Annotated in this window: 19 protein-coding genes; 11 read left to right on the forward strand and 8 right to left on the reverse strand. The window is 72.9% G+C overall.

Annotated features, from left to right (window positions below):
* Position 1 precedes the first annotated feature (1 nt).
* Both AAH979_RS01250 and AAH979_RS01255 read left to right on the forward strand, forming a co-directional pair.
* On the forward strand, positions 2-814 hold the full coding sequence (locus tag AAH979_RS01250; RefSeq protein ID WP_346255896.1) for a ribonuclease HII: 813 nt from the start codon (positions 2-4) through the stop codon (positions 812-814).
* Positions 811-1,134: a DUF2469 domain-containing protein gene (locus AAH979_RS01255; protein ID WP_007075222.1), complete on the forward strand. Its 324-nt coding sequence runs from the start codon at positions 811-813 to the stop codon at positions 1,132-1,134. The genes AAH979_RS01250 and AAH979_RS01255 overlap by 4 nt, the downstream gene beginning before the upstream one ends.
* Positions 1,135-1,416: 282 nt before the next feature.
* Here AAH979_RS01255 and AAH979_RS01260 read toward each other — a convergent pair whose 3' ends face one another.
* Positions 1,417-2,610, reverse strand: a complete 1,194-nt coding sequence (locus AAH979_RS01260) for a sulfite oxidase (protein WP_346255897.1) — start codon at positions 2,608-2,610, stop codon at positions 1,417-1,419.
* A 647-nt stretch (positions 2,611-3,257) separates the two neighbouring features.
* Here AAH979_RS01260 and AAH979_RS01265 point away from each other — a divergent pair.
* On the forward strand, positions 3,258-3,812 hold the full coding sequence (locus AAH979_RS01265; RefSeq protein ID WP_346256293.1) for a M23 family metallopeptidase: 555 nt from the start codon (positions 3,258-3,260) through the stop codon (positions 3,810-3,812).
* A 222-nt stretch (positions 3,813-4,034) separates the two neighbouring features.
* On the opposite strand, the gene AAH979_RS01270 is transcribed toward AAH979_RS01265, so the two are convergent.
* The 7 genes from AAH979_RS01270 to AAH979_RS01300 all read right to left on the reverse strand — a co-directional run bounded on the left by AAH979_RS01270 (position 4,035) and on the right by AAH979_RS01300 (position 11,327).
* Entirely contained in the window at positions 4,035-5,225 is a 1,191-nt protein-coding gene (locus AAH979_RS01270) for an aminotransferase class V-fold PLP-dependent enzyme (protein ID WP_346255898.1), read from the reverse strand.
* A gap of 330 nt (positions 5,226-5,555) precedes the next feature.
* A complete protein-coding gene (locus AAH979_RS01275; protein WP_346255899.1) occupies positions 5,556-6,497 on the reverse strand; it encodes a tyrosine recombinase XerC in 942 nt (313 codons plus the stop codon).
* Positions 6,498-6,531: 34 nt separating this feature from the next.
* Positions 6,532-7,737 (reverse strand): DNA-processing protein DprA, encoded by a 1,206-nt coding sequence (locus tag AAH979_RS01280; protein WP_346256294.1) that lies wholly within the window; start codon positions 7,735-7,737, stop codon positions 6,532-6,534.
* A 161-nt stretch (positions 7,738-7,898) separates the two neighbouring features.
* Complete coding sequence (locus AAH979_RS01285) at positions 7,899-9,419, reverse strand: YifB family Mg chelatase-like AAA ATPase (protein WP_346255900.1); 1,521 nt, start codon at positions 9,417-9,419, stop codon at positions 7,899-7,901.
* 182 nt (positions 9,420-9,601) lie between these two features.
* A complete protein-coding gene (locus tag AAH979_RS01290; protein ID WP_346255901.1) occupies positions 9,602-9,733 on the reverse strand; it encodes a hypothetical protein in 132 nt (43 codons plus the stop codon).
* Between the two features lie 64 nt (positions 9,734-9,797).
* Complete coding sequence (locus tag AAH979_RS01295; protein ID WP_346255902.1) at positions 9,798-10,832, reverse strand: beta-eliminating lyase-related protein; 1,035 nt, start codon at positions 10,830-10,832, stop codon at positions 9,798-9,800.
* 135 nt (positions 10,833-10,967) lie between these two features.
* Positions 10,968-11,327: a YraN family protein gene (locus AAH979_RS01300; RefSeq protein WP_346255903.1), complete on the reverse strand. Its 360-nt coding sequence runs from the start codon at positions 11,325-11,327 to the stop codon at positions 10,968-10,970.
* Positions 11,328-11,690: 363 nt separating this feature from the next.
* Here AAH979_RS01300 and AAH979_RS01305 point away from each other — a divergent pair, with 363 nt between their 5' ends.
* The 8 genes from AAH979_RS01305 (at position 11,691) to AAH979_RS01340 (ending at position 21,213) form a co-directional block, all read left to right on the forward strand.
* Positions 11,691-13,064, forward strand: a complete 1,374-nt coding sequence (locus tag AAH979_RS01305; RefSeq protein WP_346255904.1) for a hypothetical protein — start codon at positions 11,691-11,693, stop codon at positions 13,062-13,064.
* A 579-nt stretch (positions 13,065-13,643) separates the two neighbouring features.
* A complete protein-coding gene (rpsB, locus tag AAH979_RS01310) occupies positions 13,644-14,495 on the forward strand; it encodes a 30S ribosomal protein S2 (RefSeq protein ID WP_107258473.1) in 852 nt (283 codons plus the stop codon).
* Between the two features lie 132 nt (positions 14,496-14,627).
* Positions 14,628-15,458 (forward strand): translation elongation factor Ts, encoded by an 831-nt coding sequence (gene tsf / locus AAH979_RS01315; protein WP_346255905.1) that lies wholly within the window; start codon positions 14,628-14,630, stop codon positions 15,456-15,458.
* 169 nt (positions 15,459-15,627) lie between these two features.
* Complete coding sequence (gene pyrH, locus AAH979_RS01320) at positions 15,628-16,395, forward strand: UMP kinase (RefSeq protein ID WP_318395367.1); 768 nt, start codon at positions 15,628-15,630, stop codon at positions 16,393-16,395.
* Positions 16,396-16,479: 84 nt separating this feature from the next.
* Positions 16,480-17,037 (forward strand): ribosome recycling factor, encoded by a 558-nt coding sequence (gene frr / locus AAH979_RS01325; protein WP_318395474.1) that lies wholly within the window; start codon positions 16,480-16,482, stop codon positions 17,035-17,037.
* The gene (locus AAH979_RS01330) at positions 17,037-18,536 is read left to right on the forward strand and encodes a phosphatidate cytidylyltransferase (protein ID WP_346255906.1); all 1,500 of its coding nucleotides are present in this window, start codon (positions 17,037-17,039) and stop codon (positions 18,534-18,536) included. Before frr ends, AAH979_RS01330 begins: the two co-directional genes overlap by 1 nt.
* Positions 18,537-18,639: 103 nt before the next feature.
* Positions 18,640-19,773, forward strand: a complete 1,134-nt coding sequence (gene rlmN, locus AAH979_RS01335) for a 23S rRNA (adenine(2503)-C(2))-methyltransferase RlmN (protein WP_346255907.1) — start codon at positions 18,640-18,642, stop codon at positions 19,771-19,773.
* Between the two features lie 102 nt (positions 19,774-19,875).
* Complete coding sequence (locus AAH979_RS01340; RefSeq protein WP_346255908.1) at positions 19,876-21,213, forward strand: DivIVA domain-containing protein; 1,338 nt, start codon at positions 19,876-19,878, stop codon at positions 21,211-21,213.
* Positions 21,214-21,256 lie beyond the last annotated feature (43 nt).

Raw genomic sequence — 21,256 nt, forward strand, 5'->3', positions numbered from 1 at the left:
GGTGCTGACCCCACCCCGTACGGTGATCCGCCGCGAGGGCGGCATCTACGCCATGGAACGGGCACTGCGGCGACGCGGCTTTCCGCACGTCGCCGGGGCCGACGAGGCCGGTCGGGGCGCCTGCGCCGGCCCGCTGGTGGCCGCCGCGGCAGTGCTGCCCGACGGCCGGCGCGGCGAGATCGAGGGGCTGGCCGACTCGAAGCTGCTCACCCCGGCCACCCGGGAGCGGATCTACGCCGAGGTGGTGGAGCGGGCCCTGGCGTACGCCGTGGTGGTCATCCCGGCCGTCGAGGTGGATGCCCGGGGGCTGCACGTCTGCAACCTGGCGGCGATGCGCCGGGCGCTGGCCTCCCTCGCCCTGGTCCCGGACTACGTGCTCACCGACGGCTTCGGGGTGGACGGGCTGGGCGTGCCGGGGCTGGCCGTCTGGAAGGGCGACCAGGTCGCCGCCTGCGTGGCGGCGGCGAGCGTGCTGGCCAAGGTCACCCGGGACCGGATCATGGTGGAGCTGGACGACCGGCACCCCGGGTACGGTTTCGCCGAGCACAAGGGATACATCACCGCCGAGCACAGCGCCGCGCTCGAGCGTCACGGCCCGTGCCCGGAACATCGCTTCTCGTACGTCAATGTCGCGACCGTCTCCGGCCGGGTCGGCTGGCCGCCTCGCTCCCGGCGTCCGGCGCACCTCGCTGGGATCGAGTCGATGGCGCACGGGGGCCGGGCAGGGAGTACCGTCGGCGTGGCGTTGGGCGAGCGGCTTCGGCCGTCAACGTTCGTGGGGGAAGATGTGGCCATGGAAGGCGGAGTGGGATGAGCGCGGAAGATCTCGAGAAGTACGAGACCGAGATGGAGCTGCAGCTCTATCGGGAGTACCGCGACATCGTTCGCCAGTTCTCCTACGTCGTGGAGACGGAGCGGCGGTTCTACCTGGCGAACCAGGTTGACCTGCACGTCCGCAACTCCGACGGTGAGGTCTACTTCGAGGTGGAAATGCACGACGCCTGGGTCTGGGATATGTACAGGCCGGCGCGTTTCGTGAAAAATGTCCGAGTAATGACCTTCAAGGACGTCAACGTCGAAGAACTCGAAAAGCCGGACATCTCCCTTCCTGCTGATTCTGGATTCGGCGGTTGATCATCGGCATTCCGGCCGCCCCGGGATCCGCCGGCTGACCGTCCGCGTCCGCCGACCGAGCAAGATCAACTGCTGCCCCGGCATCGGTCGCGCCGCTCTGCCCGAGCCCGGAGTCGTCGTCGGGCTTCTGCCCGAGCCGGAGACGTCGGTGGACGGCGGCCGCCAGTTGCCGGTCGGTCCGGCGGCGGATGATCCGGTCTCCAGCTCTTCAGCTTCAGCTTCAGCTTCAGAAGGGATTACCGGCGACGCCGGACCAGGGCTCCGCTGCCTGGCGAACCTGGCCTAGTGCTCCTCGGTGACCACGACCTCCACCCGCTGGACCAGATTGTTCGCGAACCCACCCCGGTTCCACGGCTGCTCGATCGGCTGGGTACGCCCGGACGCGTCGGTGGCCCGCGCACCGAGGGTGTACCGGCCGGGGGTCGCCGGCCACTCGTACCGCCACCGGCGCCACGCCCAGCGCTCGTCGACGACTGGTCCGTGCGGAGCGGACTCCGATGACCGTTGCCCTGCCGAGGCCGGATCCGAGCCGTTGCCCAGGTGTTCCACCGCACCGGTCGGATCGAGGGTGGCGGGAACCCAGGTGAGACCCCCGTCCGTGGTCACCTCGACGGCGGTCACCGGCGCGTACCCGGACCAGGCCCGACCCTCCACTGTGCACGATCCGGGACGTACCACCCGGGTCCGGGACATGAAATCCGGAAAGCCGGGCGGCTGGACCAGTGCCCGGGGTTCGATCCGGGTGACCGGAATCCCGGGATCGTCGGCGGAGGTGCGGAGCCGGTAGGCCACCGCGTTCTGGTAGCCGTCGAACTCCCGATCCAGCACCGTGATCCGGGTGAGCCACTTGACGTGTGCCATGCCGTACCAGCCGGGCACCACCAGGCGCAGCGGCGCGCCGTGCTGTGGGAGCAGCGGGGCGCCGTTCATCTCGTACGCCAGCAGCACCTCCTCGCGCAGCGCCTCGGAGACCGGCAGCCCGCGCTGGTAGTCCTGCTCGACGCCGCGCTCCACGCCATGGTCGGCGCCGGTGAACACGACGTCGACCGCGTCCGCCGCGAGCCCCGCCTCCCGCAGCAGCGGAGCCAGCGGCGTGCCGGTCCATTCGGCGGTGCCGACCGCCTCGGAGAGCCACGGCTGGCTGACCGGACGGGGCGTCAACAGGGCCCGGCCGTTGCCGGCGCACTCCAGGGTGACCCGCCAGGTGACCCTGGGCCGCTGCCGGAGGGCGGCGAGATCGAGGGTCAGCGGGTGGTCGACCCGGCCGTCGACGGTCAGCAGGTGCCGGCCCGCGTCCAGGTCCGGGATGTCGTAGTGGATGAGCAGATAGTGCAGGCCCACCGGGGTGACGTCGTAGCGGAGCGCCTCCAGCGGCAGCGCGTGGTTACGCGCGGCGAGGCCCAGTTCCTCGATGCTGATGCCCTCGTCGGGATCGGCCACCCGGGAAGGCCGGCTCACGTCGTCCACTGTGGTCATCGCCGCTCCTGAAGTCGATCCGGTGACGGACGGGAACCCGCCTCCGGCCGTCCAGCCTAGGCGAGCCGCCTGACCGGACATGGAGCCGGCCCAGGTCACGGCCGGGCGGGCAAGCCCCGACCGGGCCCGGGCACGCCTCGACCGCTGCCCGGTTCGTGCCCTCGATGGGGTAGCCGCGCCATCCGTCCCGTCGTCCCCGGTCGCCATGCGTCCGTCGCCTGCATCGCGCCGACCCGTCCGCCGTCGCCAACGAGCAGTGCTGGAAGGCGACGGTGAGCCGGCCGCGCTGCGGTGATCGGGCGGTCTCCCAGCCCTGCTGGGACCGTCGCCGGAGCCGGGCGTAGCAGATCATCGGGCTTTGCGGGGGTTTTCCACAGCCGGGGCAGTTGTGCACAGGACGCGGTCCGGAGCGTTGCTGGAACCACGCGGTGCCACGAGCCTGTACGACCATGACGAGGAGATGGCACGGCGGGGGACCGATGATCCTGCTACCGGTGTTGCTGCTGGCCCTGACACCGCCACCGGGGCGGTCCGACGCCACCTCGACCGGCAGGTCGGTCGGGAGTGCCACCGCGCCGACCGCCAGGCCGGGCCGGGACGGCGCCGGCCCGGTCTCGATCGCCGGCCCGGCCTGGGACTGGGTGGCCATGGTCTCGATCGCCGGCCCGGCCTCGGCCACGGCCACGGTCTCGACGCCGAGCCCGGCATGGGCAAGGTCGCGAATACCCACCTCCAGCGTGCCCCGATGGTCAGCGCCGGTGCCCGGACGATTCCGGTGGCCGCTCGACGGGGTGCCCCGGGTCGTCCGCCGGTTCGACCCGCCGCCGCAGCCGTGGGCGGCCGGGCACCGGGGCGTCGACCTGGCGGCCCCACCCGGTGCCACGGTGCGGGCGGCCGGGTCGGGAGTGGTGTTCTTCGCCGGGATGGTCGCCGGCCGTCCGCTGGTCAGCGTCGCCCATCCCAACGGACTGCGCACCACCTACGAGCCGGTGCGGGCCGGTCTGGCGGCCGGGGACGCGGTTCGGGCGGGAGATCCGCTCGGCGTGCTCCTACCGGGCCACCCGGGCTGCGCGGCCGCCGGACCAGCCTGCCTGCACTGGGGTCTGCGCCGGGGCGACGACTACCTCGATCCGCTGCTCCTGCTGGGCCTCGGCCGGGTCCGTCTGCTACCGGTCCCGGTCCATCGCCACCGGCCTGGGTGAAGGTGCCGCTGCCCGCCGCTTGCGGGCGCGGTTGAGCCGTCGTGATCGCAGGGTGCCGCTGGACGCCTCCAGGGTGACGCGGACGCCCGGCCGCGACCCTCCAGCCGCGACCCTCCAGCCGCGACCCTCCGGCCGCGGCCACCGGTCGGGCATCGCTCCCAGAAGCAGCGATGGTGCGGGTGCCGCCGAGCCGCCATCCGGTGACGCCATCCGGGCCGTCGGTCAGGAGAGCGAGGCGAGCAGCGCGGGTAGGCGCTCGGCGAGGCGGTCGTACTCGTCCGCCCGGTTGTAGATCTGGCCGGACAGTCGCAGCCAGCCTCGGTCGTGCCAGGGGTTGACGTTGACCTCCGTGCCGAGCTCGTCTCCGATCCGCTGCCGAAGCGCTATCGCGTCCGGAAAGGTGGTCGCGACGCCGGCCGGCAGGGGAAGGATCCGCATCGACACCGTCGGCCCGCCAGGGCCGATCAGGTCGGCCGGCGCGATCCCGAGAGCCGCGCCGACCACCCGCTGCCCGTACGCGGCCAGGTCCGCGTTGTGCGCCCGGACCCGGTCCAGGCCGAGCGTACGAAGGGTGAACACGCCCACCGGGGCGGCGAGCCAGGCGGTGTAGTCGAGTGTCCCCTGCCATTCGACCCGATCGGGAAAGCCGGCCTCCTCCTGCCAAGAGACGGCCAACGGCTCGATCCGTGGCCGCCAGCGAGGCGCCACCACCAGCACGGCGCTGCCCCGCGGGGCGTACCCCCACTTGTGCAGGTTGCCGACCCAGAAATCGGCGCCGATGCTCTCCACCGGAGTCGGCAGCATCCCGGGGGCGTGCGCACCGTCGACCAGTACCGGAACGTTGCGCTCCCGGGCCACCGCGGCGATAGCCGCCGCCGGAAAGAGCCGGGCGGTGGCGGAGGTGAGCTGGTCGATGATGAGTAGCTTGGTACGGCCGGGCCGGATCCCGGCCCGGACGATCTCGACGACCTCCTCGTCGGTGGCGGTCAGTGGCACCGTCAGGGTGCGCCGGACGGCCCCGGTCCGGCGCGCCTCCCGATCGACGGCGAGGGCGACCGAGCCGTACCCGTGGTCGGTGTCGACCACCTCGTCGCCGGGCTCCAGCCCGAGCGACTGGAGCACGATGGCGGCCCCGATGGTGACGTTGCCGACCAGGGCCGTCCCGTCCGGATCGGCGCCGAGGAAGCCGGCCAGGTGTCGACGGGCGTGCGTGATCCGGTCGACGAGTCCGCGGTTGAAGAAGCGCATCGGGTTGGCCTCGGTCTCGTCGCGCAGCCGCTGCTGGGCGCGCTGCACGCCGATCGGTACCGCCCCGTACGAGCCGTGGTTGAGGTGGGCGACGCTGGGATCCAGCGAGAACAGCAGTCGGGCGCCGGGGATCGGCACGGGCGGCGGCGGCCCGGCGGTGCTCATTCGGTGATCGTAGCCCGGCGTCGATCGGGTACCGGTCGGGAACGTGTCATCGGGCGGCGGCCACTCGCCGACGGGCGGGATGGCCGAGCTGGCGGATCCGGCCTCCCGGTTTGGGTCGTCGGCATCGGTCGCCATCGTCGTGACCCACTCCGGCGTCTCGGACCCCTGGCCGAGCGGCCGGACAGTCGGCACGGGCCGTCGGGCTCGGATGGTTGCGCCCTGGCTGGCGGGCCGGACAGGTCGGACCGGGTGCTTGGGCCCGGGTCGTCGGGCTGGGGCCGTCGGGCTGGGGTGGTCGGGCTCGGGTGGTCGCCCCGTCGCGCCGGGGAGTCAGGCCCGCGGATGTGCCTGGCGGTACGCCGCCCGCAGCCGTTCCACCGAAACGTGGGTGTAGATCTGTGTGCTCGACAGCGTGGCGTGCCCCAGAATCTCCTGCACCGTACGCAGGTCTGCGCCGCCCTCCAGCAGGTGGGTGGCGGCCGAGTGCCGCAGTCCGTGCGGGCTGATCCGGGGCAGCCCGGTCGCACGTGCGTAGGCGGCGACGATCCGGCGTACCACGGTGGGCTGGAGCCGCCCGCCGCGTACTCCGAGCAGCAGTGCGGCACCGCTGTCCGGCCCGGCCAGGCGGGGGCGGCCGGCCCGGAGCCAGTCGTCGATTGCCCGCTGCGCCGGCAGCCCGTAGGGCACCGTGCGTTCCTTGGCACCCTTGCCCAGAACCCGGACCACCCGACGGGCCGGGTCGACATCGCCGAGATCCAGACCGCACAGCTCGCTCACCCGGATGCCGGTGGCGTAGAGGAGTTCGAGCACCACCCGATCCCGCGACGCTTCCGGGGACGCGGCTTCGCCGGGCGCGTCCACCAGTTCGCTCGCCTGGTCGGCCCGGAGCACGGTCGGCAGTTCCCGGTGCGTTCGAGGACTGGCCAACTGGGCACCGACGTCGGCGTCCAGCAGTCCGGCCCGGTGCGCCCAGGCGGTGAAGGTACGGGCGGACGCGGCGCGGCGGGCCAGCGAGGCGCGGGCGGCCCCAAGGGTACGCAGCTTCGCCAGCCAACTCCGCAGCACGGTGATGTCCAGATCTCGGGGCCGGGCGCAGCCCATCCGGCCAGCATGGTCGAGCAGCGCGACCACATCCGCGACGTAGGCCCGGACGGTGTGCGTCGAGCGGTTCTCGACCGAGGCGAGATGCTGGGCGAAGTCGTCGACGCTCTCCCGGAGCGGCGGTGTCAGGGCCTCGTGCCGGGCGCGGGTACTGCGACGGGGCTGGCTCATCACCCGCGACGGTGGACCTCGGGCGTCGGCCACGTCAAGTCGGCTCGCCGCGAGGGCCCGCCGGAGCGCGGCTGGGCCGGGTCGCCGCCGGAGCGAGCACGTACCCCTCGTCGCGGCGGACCACCAGAGCCAGCTGTTCCAGCAGGGAGAGCTTGCGCAGGGCGGTACGCAGGTCGAGGCCGGTGCGCGCGGCGAGGACGTCCGGACCGAGCGGGCCCCGTCGGGGAACCGACTCCAGGATCAGCGCGGACTCGTCGTCGAGCGCATCCTGTGGCCGGTCGGGACCACGAACCGGCGGGGCGAGGTCGGCACCGATCCGTCCCACCTCCTCCAGTACGTGTGGCACGCCGGTGACCAGTCGCGCCTCGGGATATTCGCGGAGCAGTTCGTGCGCCCCGACCGACATGGCGGAGGTGACCGGCCCGGGCACCACCATCGACGGTCGCTTCATCGCGATGGCCCGGCGCAGCGTCTGGGTGGCACCGCTGCGGGCCGCCGCCTCGACCACCAGGGTGCCGGCGGTCGCGGCGGCGATCACCCGGTTGCGGATCAGGAACCGGGGCCGCAGCGGCTCCGCCCCGGGAGGCCATTCGCTGATCAGCAGACCGGCGTCGGAGATCCGGTCGAAGAGGGCCGTGTTGCCCATCGGATAGGGCCGGTCGACGCCGCAGGCGAGGATCGCGATGGTCAGGCCACCGGCGTTCAGGGCGCCCCGGTGCGCCGCCGCGTCGATGCCGAACGCGCCACCGGAGACGACGGTCCAGCCCCGCTCGGCCAGCCCGAAGGCGATCTCGGTGGCGACGTGCAGCCCGTACGAGGTGGCGGCCCGGGACCCGACCACCGCCACCGATCGTTGCAACGCCTCCCCGAGCGACCAGGCACCGCGTACCCAGAAGCAGAGCGGCGGTGCGGTCTCCTGGTCGACCCTGCGACCGGCACTCGGCAGGGTCAGCCGGTCGAGGCTGCGCAGCCGGGTCGGCCACTCCGGGTCGGTGGGAGTCACCACTCGCGCGCCGAGCCGCTCGGTCTGCTCGGCGGCGGCGAGCGCGACCTGCCAGGGGTCTCCAGCGGCCAGCCGGGACTCCACCGTTGCCCGCAGCCGGTGGTCCGGGACCTTTCCGGTGAGCAGCCGACGCAACGCACCGACCGCTCCGAACTGCCGCACCAGGCGGAACACCGCTCGGGTACCGGGCTCGAAGAGCCAGGTCAGAGCGACCCGTGCCAGTCGATCCTCGTCCATCGCCACCGGCTCGTCCAGGTCCGGAATCAGGTCCTCCGGAGTCGGATCGGTCGAGGGCTCGGTCTCCGGTCCGGGGGCGGGGTGTGGTGGTCGCCGCCCCGGATCGACCGGTAGCGCGGGATCGCGGCTCGGGGCGGCCGGAGCGGGGCGTGCTGGTCTGGTCATGCGATGCTCCCGGTGCGAAGTTGGGTCGCTTCGTCCACGTCAGCGGCGTCGGGCCGCTGCCGACCGTCGAGGTCGGCGATGCTCCAGGCCACTCGGATCACCCGGTCGAAGCCACGGGCGGAAAGCGCGCCGCTGTCCAGCAGCCGGCGCAGCGCGTACGTGTCGCGAGCCGGCAAGCGCCACCGGGGATGGCGCAGTTGCGGCCCCGGCACCTCGGCGTTGACCCGCCAACCGCCGGCGGCCCATCGGGCAGCGGCGGCGGCGCGGGCCTTGCCGACCCGTTCGGCGACCACGGCGGACGGCTCGACGGTCTGCTCGGCGGCCATCAGTTCCGCCGCACGCAGCGGAGTCACCGTGACCTGTACGTCCAGCCGGTCCAGCAGCGGACCGGAGAGCCGGCCGAGGTAGCGGCGGCGGGCCAGCGGTGGGCATTCACACGAGATGTCGCCGGATGGCTTCGCACACGGGCACGGGTTCGCCGCCACCACCAGTTGCACCCGGGCGGGATATTCCGTGCCGCCCCGGGCCCGGGTCAGCACGATCCGGCCGCTCTCCAGGGGTTGGCGCAGCGCCTCCAGCGCGCCCCGGGCATATTCGGGGGCCTCGTCGAGAAAGAGCACCCCGCGATGGGCCAACGACACGGCGCCGGGCCGGGCCAGCCCGGATCCGCCGCCCACCAGCGAGGCGATCGTCGCCGTGTGGTGTGGGGCCTGGAACGGGGGTCGGCGCAGCAGTCGCCCGTCCGGCGGCAGCAGACCGGCGATCGAGTGCAACGCGGTTACTTCCAGGGCGGCCTCGTCGTCCAGCTCGGGCAGGATCGAGGGCAGGCGCTCGGCCAGCATGGTCTTGCCGGCCCCGGGTGGGCCGAACAGGGCCAGGTGGTGACCGCCGGCCGCCGCAACCTCCAGGGCACGTCGCCCGAGCCCCTGCCCGGCGACGTCGGCGAGATCCGGCCCGGGACGGAGTGGCACCGCCGGCGGGGGCGGCGGATCGAGCAGCGGCGCACCGTCCCGGATGAAGGCCACCAGCCGGTGCAGGGTGTCGACCGCCCGGACCCGTACCCCTGGTACGACCGACGCCTCGGCGGCGTTGTCCAGTGGTACGACCACCCGGGTGATGCCGGCCCGGGCCGCCGCCGCGACCATCGGCAGTACGCCCCGGACCGGTCGGACCGTCCCGTCGAGCCCCAGCTCGCCGAGGACGGCGACCCGGTCCAGCGGGGCGAGTGGCATCTCGCCCGAACCGCCGAGCAGTGCCGCCGCGATGGCGAGGTCGAACGCCGAGCCGTGCTTCGGCAGCGTCGCCGGCAGCAGGTTGACGGTGATACGGCGGTTCGGCCAGCGCTGACCGGAGTTGACGATCGCGGCGCGTACCCGATCTCGGGCCTCGTTGAGCGCGGTGTCGGGCAGTCCGGACAGCACGACGGTCGGCAGGCCGGTGGCCAGGTCGGCCTCGACCTCGACGACGTGCCCGGTCACCCCGACCAGTCCGACGCAGAGCACCTTGGCGTAACTCATCGGTGGGGCCCGGGAAAGCTGTCTCGTGGCATCGGCATGCTCCCGACCGTGCCCGGAGCGGCGTCGGTGAGAGGGCCGGGCGCAGTGGCCTGTGGACAACCGAGGGCCCTGTGGATGCCCGGACGATCAAGCCGTGACTGTGCTATGTGCCCCGCCGGTGCCCCACCGACCTGCGCGCACGGTCACTCCGGCGCGGCCGGCCCGGCTCCTGCGCCGAGCGGACGCGCGAAGGCGGTCTCCCGTACGGCGGTGATGTGGGTGCGGCGGACCCGGTCGATCCGGAAGACCCACCGGAGGACGCGCTGGAGTTGCACTTCGTCGTGGCCCTCCGCGCCATCCTCAACGGAGCCCGCCGTCCCGACCGACCGGTCGACCGGCTCAGCTCCGGTCTTGTCCGGGCGTGGCCGCCCGGTCGAGGAGTTCGTGTAAGAGCGCGACCACCTCTTCCGGGGAGAACGCCATGGCCTGCTCGCCGACCGTGACCTCGAAGCCGCACCTCCTCGGGTCCGGCGCGGAGAGCAGCCACGGGAAGAGTTGGACGCCGTGCTCGGCGATCATCTCCGCACCGGCCCGATCGACGTCCTGTACCGACGCGGGGAGGTGGACGTGGAAGATCGGCGTCTGGGGCGGATCGGGCCAGGCCAGCGCCACACCGTCGGCGTTGATCGCGGCGGCGATCGCGATCGCGTGCTGCCGGAACGCCGGCATCCGGGGCAGCAGGTTGTCCAGGCCGGCGAGGCCGGCCAGCGCCAGCGGCCAGGCATCGTGGATGGCTCCGCCCAGCCGGCTCCGCCACACCGTCGCCTCGGCGATGGTCGTGGTGTCGGCGGCGAGGACGGCACCCCGGATGCCGAGCAGGGCCTTGTAGAGCGAGGTGTAGACGGTGTCGAACAGGCCGGCGATCTCCGCGAACGGCCGGCGGTAGTAGGTCTGCGCCTCCCAGATCCGGGCGCCGTCCAGATGGGCCGCGGCGCCGCGGGCCCGGACGGCCGCGACCTGCTCGCGCAGTTCGTCCCACTCGGGCAGTTGCCCACCGATGTCCCGTTGCGGCAGTTCCCAGACCACCGCGGCCAGCGGCTCCCCGATCGCCGCCAGGGCGGCGCCGGTCATCAGCCGGTGACGGTCCCCGACCGGGTGGAACCGCAGTCCGTGCACCACGTGGTAGCCCCGCTGCTCCCAGACGTCCAGGTGGCTCTGCGGATGTGCGGCGAACGCGTGCCGGCCGCGACGTTCGGCATGGATCCGCAGTGCCACCTGCTGCGCCATCGTGCCGGTCGGAAAGAAGAGCGCCGACTCCGTGCCGAACAGGTCGGCGATCCGCCGCTCCAGCCGAGCGACCGGGGCATCGGGCCCGGCCGGCGGGGTGTCGTCGTCGACCTGGTCGAGCATCTGCCGCAGCACCGTTCGGGGCATCCGGTGGATCGGTGAGTGCAGGAACAGGGACCGACGGATCGACGGGGCGGGACCGGCGGACGGGTGGGGCTCGGGTGAGGGCATGGAACGAGTCTGATCTTGTTGCCAATCTCTTGCAACAAGAGTTGGTCGTACTCAGAACGCCGCACGCAGATGCTCGACACGGGCGGGGCCGCGGCGCGCCGGGTACACCTCGACGACGTCGAACCGGATCTCCTCCGGATGCGCCCCGCTGGTCCGCAACCACTCGGCGGCCAACTGGCGCAGCCGGCGCGACTTGCTGCCCACCACCGCCTGGGCCGGTGTGCCGAACGCGTCACCCCGACGGGTCTTGACCTCGCAGAACGCGAGGACGTCGCCTTCCCAGGCGATGATGTCGATCTCGCCGTGGGCACACCGCCAGTTGCGGGCCACCACCCGCAGCCCGGCCTCGACCAGGTGCCGTACGGCACACCGTTCCCCGTACGCGCCGATCGCCTGTCTCGCCGCTGTCATGGCTGGACCCTGGCCCCGGCTGCCGACCGGGACAACCCTCGGAGCGTCCGGCTGTGGATATCGGGAGGTGCTGTGGACGGTCGGACGATCAAGCCCTTCGGCTGCTATGCGAGCCACTGCTGCTATGCGAGCCACTGCGGCCAGGGGCGGCCGCGAGGCCGGGTTCCTGGAGCGGGGCGAGCTCTTCGGCGGGTCACCCGCACCTGCGGCGTGCCGCCGGCCGTCCGGCCGGGACGGCGACGGTGGGCCCGCCGACGCATCGGCCGAGGTCAGCAGCGAGCCAGTGGCGGGCACCCCGTCGACGAGCGACGGCGGTACGGCCGACTGGCGGGTACCCGGGCAGGTCACATACGGTGCGTGGCCGTGGAGCAGCAACGCGACTTCCCGGAAGAGCAGGCGTCCGGCTGGCGGGCCGACGACCGTGGCTATCCCGACCAGCGCTGGCACGGCGCCGGCGAGGACCGTTACCCCGGTACGGAGCAGCCGGCAGCGCCGACCCAGCGCGGTGGTCCGGCACCGGACGGCCGGTACGGTCAGCCGTTCGACACCGGCACCGAGCGGTACACCGATCCGACCCGGTACGGCGCACCGGAGCGTTCCGCCGGACCGGACCAGTACGCCACGCCGGATCCGCGCGGCGGGAACCCGCTCGACGGCGGCGGATTCCCCGGCTTCGGGCCGGCGGGCGCCCCCGATCCGGCCCGGTCCTCGCTGGAGGTGCCGTTGCCGAGCTTCGGCGCCGCCCCGACCGGGACCGGGTCCGGGTATCCGCCCAGCCCGTGGGCGGCGGACCCGACCGGGCCGGCCGGCGCCGCCGACCTCACTGGTCGCCTCCAGTCACCGGACAGCACGAGCCGCCTGCCCGTCGGGGCGGGGCAGGAAACCGTTGCCGGCCCCCACGATGAGGCCCGGGTCGCCGGACGGCACGATGCCGGCCCGCTCGCGCCGGACCAGGGCTGGGGCGCCGGACGGCACGGCGCCCCGCCGGCCGATCCGGGGCAGCCGCCCGCTGCGGCGACCGATCCGGGACGCCCGCCCATCACCACCGACCAGGGCCGGGCGCCGCTGACCGGGTACCCGATCGTCCAGCCCGGCCGTGGCGGCGACCCCGTCCCGGCGGGCGGTGGTGGTGCGGCCGTCCCGCCGGGCCGTGGCGGCGATCCCGTCTCGATGGGCGGTGGTGGTGAGGCAACCTCTCCGGGCCGGGGCGGCGAGACCGGGCAGCCGGCGCGCGGCCCAGACCAGGGCGGCGTGCTGGACCAGCCGACCAACCTGGTGCCGCAGCTCGGTTCGCGGGCCGGTGCGGGTGGCGTACCGGTCGGTGCCGGCCCGTCGAGCCCGCACACCGAGGCGACCGACCGGGCCGCGCAATACCGGCCAACCGCACCGGGGGCGCCGGGACTGCCCGGTGGACTCGGCCAGCCGGCAGGCGACGGCGTGTACCGGACCCGCCGGCCCGCTCTGGCCGTGGTCCTGGCACTGCTCGCGGTGATCTTCGAGGTGCCGGCGGTACGCCTGCTCCTCGACGGGGCGTTCGGCGGTCCGGTCCTGCCGTCGGCGGTGCTCGCCGGGACCTTCCTGGTGCTGGGATTGCCGATCTTCGCCGCCGGGCTGTACGGCCTCGTCACCAGCGCCGCCGCGCTGGCCGACCCGGCTCGGGCGTGGCTTCGCCCACCGACCGGCTATCTCAGCATCGGCCTCGTGCTCTTCGTCGCGGCGGCACTCGCCGCCGGCTGACCGGCCCGTCCGTCGGACAGGGCCACGGCCACGGCTGCTCGCCGGCCACGGCTGCTCGCCGGCCCGCCGGCTCGGCGGCCCGGCGGCCTGGCGGCCTGGCTGACCGGCTGACCGGCTGACCGGCGGCCCGGCTGACCGGCGGCCCGGCTGATCGGCGGCCCGGCTGACCGGCGGCCCGGCTGATCGGCGGCCCGGGTGAGTGGACGCAGGAAGCAACCCGAACCGGGCAGGGCCGGCGGGACGACTGGTCCGGAAGGTGACGTCCGGGCCGGAGGGAGCCCGAACGTCGCGAAACGGGCGCAACCGCCCGGGGTACCGGCGGGTCGGGTTGGCCGGATCTGCCGGTGAGCGGTGGTGGGTGGGGGTTTGTGTGCTTGGTGGGTGCGGCGGGGCGTACACTTGGCGATTGGCGACCGCCCCGTGCGGTCGACCTCGCGTGCCCTCTCCACGGTCCGTCCGTGGAGCGACGGCCCCCTGGTCCCGATTTCGATCGGGTCCGCCATGGCCGGCGATCAGGCGCCAGGACGCCAGGCCGCCGGCCCGGCGTGACAACCAGGGACAACTAAGGAGCACCCCACCATGGCCGTAGTGACCATGCGCCAGCTGTTGGAGAGCGGTGTCCACTTCGGGCACCAGACCCGGCGCTGGAACCCGAAGATGAAGCGCTTCATCTTCACCGAGCGTAACGGCATCTACATCATCGACCTGCGGCAGACCCTCGACTACATCGAGAAGGCGTACGAGTTCGTCCGCGGGACCGTCGCCGAGGGTGGCAGCATCCTCTTCGTGGGTACCAAGAAGCAGGCCCAGGAGGCGATTGCCGAGCAGGCGACCCGGGTCGGCCAGCCGTTCGTCAACCACCGCTGGCTGGGTGGCATGCTGACCAACTTCCAGACGGTCTACAAGCGGCTGCAGCGGATGAAGGAGCTGGAGGCGCTCGGCGACCTGTCGGGCACCGCGCAGGGCTACACCAAGAAGGAGACCCTGCAGCTCTCCCGCGAGAAGGACAAGCTGACCCGCACCCTCGGTGGCCTGCGGGACATGCAGAAGGTCCCGGCCGCGATCTGGGTGGTCGACACCAAGAAGGAGCACATCGCCGTCGATGAGGCCCGCAAGCTGGGCATCCCGGTGATCGCCGTGCTCGACACCAACTGCGACCCGGACGAGGTCGACTTCCCGATCCCGGGTAACGACGACGCGATCCGCTCCGCCGAGCTGCTGACCAAGGTCATCGCGGCGGCCGTCGGTGACGGTCTGATCGCCCGCTCGGGCAAGCGCCGGGGCACCGACGAGAAGCCCGAGCCGGGTGTGGTCGGCGCCGACGAGCCGCTCGCCGAGTGGGAGCGCGAGCTGATCGAGGACACCGAGAAGAAGGCGGCCGGCGAGGCGGAGCAGAAGGCCGGCGAGCCGGCGGGCGTCGCCGCCGAGTGACCCCTCCGTCGGGTTCCGCCGGCTGATCGTCGCAGCCGGCGGGCCCGACCCGGTACGAGGCAGGGCGGATCCCGATCGGGGTAATCCGCAGAAGACCACGAATCAGCCGCGTTACACACCGAAGAGAGAGTCATGTCCAACTTCACCGCCGCGGACGTCAAGAAGCTCCGGGACCTCACCGGCGCCGGCATGATGGACTGCAAGAAGGCCCTCACCGAGGCCGAGGGCGACTTCGACAAGGCTGTCGAGGTCCTGCGCGTCAAGGGCGTCAAGGACGTCGGCAAGCGGGCCGGCCGGACGGCCGCCAACGGCCTGGTGGCGCACTCCGGCAAGGCGCTGCTCGAGCTCAACTGCGAAACGGACTTCGTCGCCAAGAACGCCGACTTCATCGCGTTCGCCCAGCTCCTGGTGGAGCACGGCGCGCAGGCCGGTGTCGCCGATGCGGAGGCGCTGCTCGGCAGCACGCTGCCGGACGGCCGGACCGTCGCAGACGCCGTACAGGAGCAGTCCGCCAAGATCGGCGAGAAGCTGGTGCTCAACCGCTTCGCCGCGGTGGACGGGACCGTCGCGGTCTACCTGCACCGCAAGGCGCAGGACCTGCCGCCGCAGGTCGGCGTGCTGGTGGAGTACGCCGGCAAGACCGACGAGGCGGGCGACGCCGACGCGCGCGGTGTCGCCATGCAGATCGCCGCGATGCGCCCGAAGTACCTGACCCGGGACGAGGTGCCGGCCGAGACCGTCGCCTCCGAGCGGCGCATCGCCGAGCAGACCGCCCGCGAGGAGGGCAAGCCGGAGGCCGCCCTGCCGAAGATCATCGAGGGTCGGGTCAACGCGTTCTTCAAGGACTACGTCCTGATCGAGCAGGCCTCGGTCGCCGACAACAAGAAGTCGGTCAAGCAGGTGCTGGCCGAGGCCGGTATCGAGGTGACCCGGTTCGTCCGGTTCGAGGTCGGCCAGGCCTGAGTCGTTACCGCAGGCCCGGATCGCCGTGACCGGGCCTGCGGCGGAGTCGGACGGACGGGAGGCCGCAGGTGTACGTGACGGACACCGCGGCCTCCTCGTCACGTAGGGTCAGCAGCGGCAGGTTGGCTGAACTGGGCGCCGGCGTACCGGCGTGGGAAAGGCGGGTCGGATGACGCAGGTTGTGAGTGACCGGACCCTGGCGGCGGACGATCCGACGGCACCGCCGCCCGGGCGGGCCCGCCGGGTGGTACTCAAGCTCTCCGGCGAGGTCTTCGGCGGTGGGGCGATCGGCGTCGACCCGGACGTCGTCCAGGCCATCGCCCGGCAGATCGCAACCGTGGTACGCCGGGGCGTGCAGGTCTCGGTGGTGGTCGGCGGCGGCAACTTCTTCCGTGGCGCGGAGCTGCAGAAGCGCGGCATGGACCGGGCCCGGGCCGACTACATGGGCATGCTCGGCACCGTGATGAACTGCCTCGCGCTCCAGGACTTCCTGGAGAAGGAGGAGATCGAGACCCGGGTGCAGAGCGCGATCACGATGGCCCAGGTGGCCGAGCCGTACATCCCGCTGCGGGCCATCCGGCACCTGGAGAAGGGCCGGGTGGTGATCTTCGGCGCGGGGGCCGGCATGCCGTACTTCTCCACCGACACCGTCGCCGCGCAGCGGGCCCTGGAGATCCGCGCCGACGTGGTGCTGATGAGCAAGAACGGGGTGGACGGCGTCTACACCGCCGATCCGCGTACCGACCCCGACGCCAGCAAGCTCGACAAGATCACCTTCTCCGAGGTGCTGCGTCGGGGCCTCCGGGTCGCCGACGCCGCCGCGTTCAGCCTCTGCGAGGAGAATGGCCTGCCGATGCTGGTGTTCGGCGCCGAGGGTGACGACACCATCATCCGGGCGGTCGCCGGCGAGCCGATCGGCACGTTGATCACGACGTGAGTCGGGCAGGAGCCCGGGCCGACGGGTGGGGGTCCGGGTGGAGTTTTCGGGAGCAGTAGCCAGCAGAGGGAGGCGAAGGAGCAGGTGATCGACGACACCCTCCTCGAGGCCGAGGAGAAGATGGAACGCGCGGTCGAGCACGCCAAGGAGGAGTTTGGCGCCATCCGCACCGGGCGGGCCACTCCGGCGATGTTCTCCAAGATCATTATTGACTACTACGGCAGTCCCACCCCGCTGACCCAGATGGCCTCCGTCGGGGTGCCCGAGCCGCGGATGGCGATTATCAAGCCGTACGACGCGTCGCAGTTGCAGGCCATGGAAAAGGCGATCCGCGACTCCGATCTCGGCGTCAACCCCAACAACGAGGGCAACCAGCTGCGCATCCTGCTGCCACAGATGACCGAGGAGCGGCGCCGGGACATGATCAAGGTGGCCCGGCACAAGGGCGAGGAAGCCAAGGTGGCGATCCGGAACATCCGCCGGCGTGGCAAGGAGGAACTCGACCGCATCGTCAAGGACGGCGAGGCGGGCGAGGACGAGGGCCGGCGTGCCGAGAAGGAACTGGACGACCTCACCCACAAGTACGTCTCCCACGTCGACGAGTTGGTGAAACACAAGGAAACCGAGTTGCTCGAGGTCTGATGTCCCACGTCGACCCCTACGGCGGTACCACGGAGCCGCGTGGCTGGCAGCGGCCGGAGCAACCACGCGGCCGGGAGTGGTCCCGTGGCCCGGGGCACCAGGACGGGCCGGCGGGCCGACAGTGGCCGGCCGGCGACGACGACGCGTGGGCTCGGGCGCGGCACGGCGTTGCCGCGCCCGACGCCTATTCGGCCCCGACGGACGCGTATCCGGTCAGCTCGGAGTCCCGTCCGGCGGCTCCGGAGGCGTATCCGAGCCCGCCGGACGGCTACCCGGCCGCGCCGGACGGCTACCCGAGCGCGGCGGAGAGGTATCCCGCCGTACCGCAGGGCTATCCGGGTGCGGTCGGCGGCTCGGACGCCGGCCGGTGGCCGGGTGGGGCGACCGGGCACCGCAACGGTCAGCTCGCCGAGGGCGTACCGGATCCGACGGCGGATTGGCGTTCTCCCGAGCCGGCCGGTGGGCCGGCACGTCCCGAGGGCGGCGTGGCGGGGTACCGCGATCGGACCGACCACCTCGGCGGTGGCGCCCTGGCCGGCGCCGAGCCGGCGGTGGACGCCCCGACCAACCCGGTCGGCTGGCCACTGGTCGACCCGGACCCGCAACCGGACCCCGATCCGGCGCTGGCGACCCGGCCCGGCCGCGGCCGGCGTCGGGCGACCCGGTCGGGCAAGCCCGCCGGACAGTCCCGGGCCGGCCGGAACCTGCCGGCCGCGATCGGCGTCGGACTCGTGCTCGGCGCGGCGATCGTCGTGCCGCTCTTTCTGTTCCGCCCGGCGTTCCTGGTCGTGGTGGCGCTCGCGGTCAGCGTCGGCATCTGGGAGATGACCCGGGCGGTACGCCCCGCCGGGATGCGACCGCCGCTCGTGCCGCTGGTCGCCGGCGGGCTGCTGATGGTCGGGCTGGCCTGGTGGGCCGGTCCGGACGCGCTCAGCCTGGGGCTGCTGGTGACCGTGCTGGCCACCATGGTCTGGCGGCTCGGGGACGGGCCGGCGGGCTACCAACGGGACATGACCGCGGCCACCCTGATCGCGGTCTACGTGCCGTTCCTCGGCGGGTTCGCGGCGCTGCTCGCCGCCGAGCCGGCCGACGGCGACCTGCGGGTACTGGTCACCCTGGTCGCGGTGGTCCTCTCCGACACCGGCGGGTACGCGGCCGGAGTGGCCTTCGGCAAGCACCCGATGGCCCCCTCGGTGAGCCCGAAGAAGTCCTGGGAGGGCTTCGCCGGGTCGGTGCTGGCGGCTGCCGTGGGCAGCTCCCTGCTGCTGGCGTACCTGCTCGACGTGGAGTTCTGGTGGGGTGCCCTCTTCGGGGTCGCGGTCTCGGTCGCGGCCGTCCTCGGCGACCTCGCCGAATCCATGATCAAGAGGGACCTCAAGGTCAAGGACATGAGCAACCTGTTGCCGGGGCACGGTGGGCTGATGGACCGGCTGGACTCGATCCTCTTCGCGGTGCCCACCGCCTACCTGCTGCTGGCGATCTTCGTCCCGGCCGGCTGAGAGGTGAGATGAGCCTGCACATCCGCGAGCTGCGGGCCTGGTCACGGGTTCGGCACCGCCGGCCAGGTGCGTTGTCGCGCCGACGTGGGAGACTGGACGGGCCATGACGAGCCTGCCCTTGATCCAGATCGCGCCGGACGACCCGACCGGGTCTACGTCGCGTCGCGCGGCGATGCCGCCCCGACACCTCGCCGACCTCGACCTTCCCGGACGGAAGGCGGCCGTCACCGAGCTGGGGGAGCCCGCGTTCCGGGCCCGGCAGATCTCCACGCACTACTTCGGCCGGCTGGTCCGTGACCCGGCGCAGATGACCGACCTGCCCGCCGGCGCCCGGGACCGGATCGCGGCCGAGTTGCTGCCGAACCTGCTCACCCCGGTACGCGAGGTCGCCACCGACGACGGCGCGACCCGCAAGGCGTTGTGGCGACTACACGACGGATCTCTGGTGGAGAGCGTGCTGATGGGTTACCCGGACCGGGTCACCGTCTGCATCTCCAGCCAGGCCGGCTGCGGCATGGCCTGCCCGTTCTGCGCCACCGGTCAGGCCGGGCTGACCCGCAACCTCTCCACCGCCGAGATCGTGGACCAGGCCGTGTACCTCGCCGGGGTGGCCGCGTCCGGCGCGATCGCCGGTTCCCCGTCCCGGCTGTCCCACGTGGTCTTCATGGGCATGGGCGAGCCGCTGGCCAACTACGCCCGGGTGGTGGCCGCCGTCCGGCGGTTGACCGCGCCCGCCCCGGAGGGGCTCGGTCTCTCGCAGCGGCACATCACCGTCTCCACCGTCGGTCTGGTCCCCGCGATGCGCCGGCTGGCCGACGAGGGACTGTCGGTGACTCTTGCGTTGTCGCTGCATGCGCCCGATGATGAGCTGCGCGACGAACTGGTTCCGGTCAACCAGCGGTGGAAGGTTGCCGAGGTGCTGGACGCCGCATGGCACTACGCGGAGCGTACGGGGCGTCGCGTGTCCATTGAATACGCGATGATCAGGGATGTGAACGACCAGCCGTGGCGTGCCGACCTCCTCGGTCGGCTGCTGGCCGGTCGACTGACCCACGTGAACCTGATCCCGCTCAACCCGACTCCGGGGAGCCGCTGGGACGCGAGCCCGAAGCCGGTAGAGCGGGAGTTCGTCCGGCGGCTCCGCGCGGCCGGTGTCTCGACGACCGTTCGGGACACCCGGGGGCGCGAGATCGACGGGGCGTGCGGCCAGCTGGCCGCCGCGGCGGTGACGCAGTGAGCGACCGGGTCAACAGGCTTAGTAGTGCCGCTTGCGGCGCCGACGCGCGTGGCGGGGCGGCGGCGTGAGCGAGCGAAGCGAGCGAGCGAACCAGGAGACATAGTGGCGAGTCAGGGTCAGCGTTTCCGGCGCAAGGCGCTCCGGCGGGGCTACAAGGTCGATGAGGTCGACACGTTCCTGGATCGTGTCGAGGCCACGCTCGCCGGTGAGCCGCTGGGCGCGCCCGTCGCCTCCCAGGAGGTGCACGACGTCGTCTTCCGGGTGCGCTTCGGCGGGTACGACGAGTGGCAGGTGGACCTGCACCTCGACCGGGTGGAGCGGCAGATCGCCGAGCTGGAGGAGCGCGGCGGCGGTCGGGGCGGGGACCCGCGGCTCGCCGACCGGGGGATACCGGAGCGGATGGGTCCGCCGGACCGGATGGGTCCCCCCGACCGGATGGGGCCGCCGGACCGCATGGGTCCTCCCGACCGGATGGGTCCGCCGGACCGGATGGGTCCGCCGGACCGGATGGGGCCACCGATGCGCGACGACCGGGGTCTTCCGCCCGGCCAGCTTCCGCCTCGGCCGATGCCGGCCCAGGCCGGTCCGCCCAACGACGCCTATGGCCAGTACGACGAGCCGACCGGCACCTTCGGCGGCTTCGGCGGCCAGCGGGGCGGCTTCGACCCGCAGCGCGAAGGGCGCGAGCCGCAGCGAAGTGGTTTCGATCCGCAGCAGCGCGGCGGTTTCGAGCCCCAGCGTGGCGGTTTTGAGCCCCAGCGCGGTGGTTTCGATCCGCAGCGGGGCGGGATGGAGCCACCGCAACGCGGGATGGAGCCACCGCAACGCGGCGGGTTCGAGCCGCAGCGGGGTGGTCCGCCCGATCCGCAGCGGGGTGGCTTCGATCCGCAGCGGGGCGGGTTCGATCCGCAGCGCGGCCCGGGGGCACCACTTCCGCCGCGTACGCCGGGCGGCCCGGGCGCTCCGGGGGCGCCGCCCGGCGGGTTCGGGGCGAACGAGCGCTTCGACGGTTTCGACGCGGGGCGGCCGAGCCGGGCGGACATGACGGCCGAGATACGGATGCCGGACCGGGACCTTCGTGGCTCGGGGCGTGGCATGGGCGACGCCCTGCCGCCGATGCCCGGGCCGGCCGGCGGGCCGCCGATGGGAGGCCCACCGGCGGGCGGTCCGCCGCTGATGGGCCCACCCGGTAGCGAGATGGCCCGGATCGACCACATCCGGCGCTCCTTCCAGGTACGCCGGTTCGGCAGCGGCTACGACCCGGACCAGGTCGACCGGTTGTTCGAGGGGATCCTCGGCAGCATGGCGGGGCGGGGTCCGATGCCGGTCAACCCTGCCGACCTCGACACCACCCGGTTCGGACTGGTCCCTGGCGGCTACTTCGAGGCCGAGGTCGACGCCGCGCTCAAGGAGGTCAAGGACCTGCTGCTCGGCCAGTGACACGAATCCGGCCGCTGTCACACACCCGGCCCGGTCGCGCATC

The sequence above is a fragment of the Plantactinospora sp. ZYX-F-223 genome (genome assembly GCF_039649625.1).
Classification (GTDB): Bacteria; Actinomycetota; Actinomycetes; order Mycobacteriales; family Micromonosporaceae; genus Plantactinospora.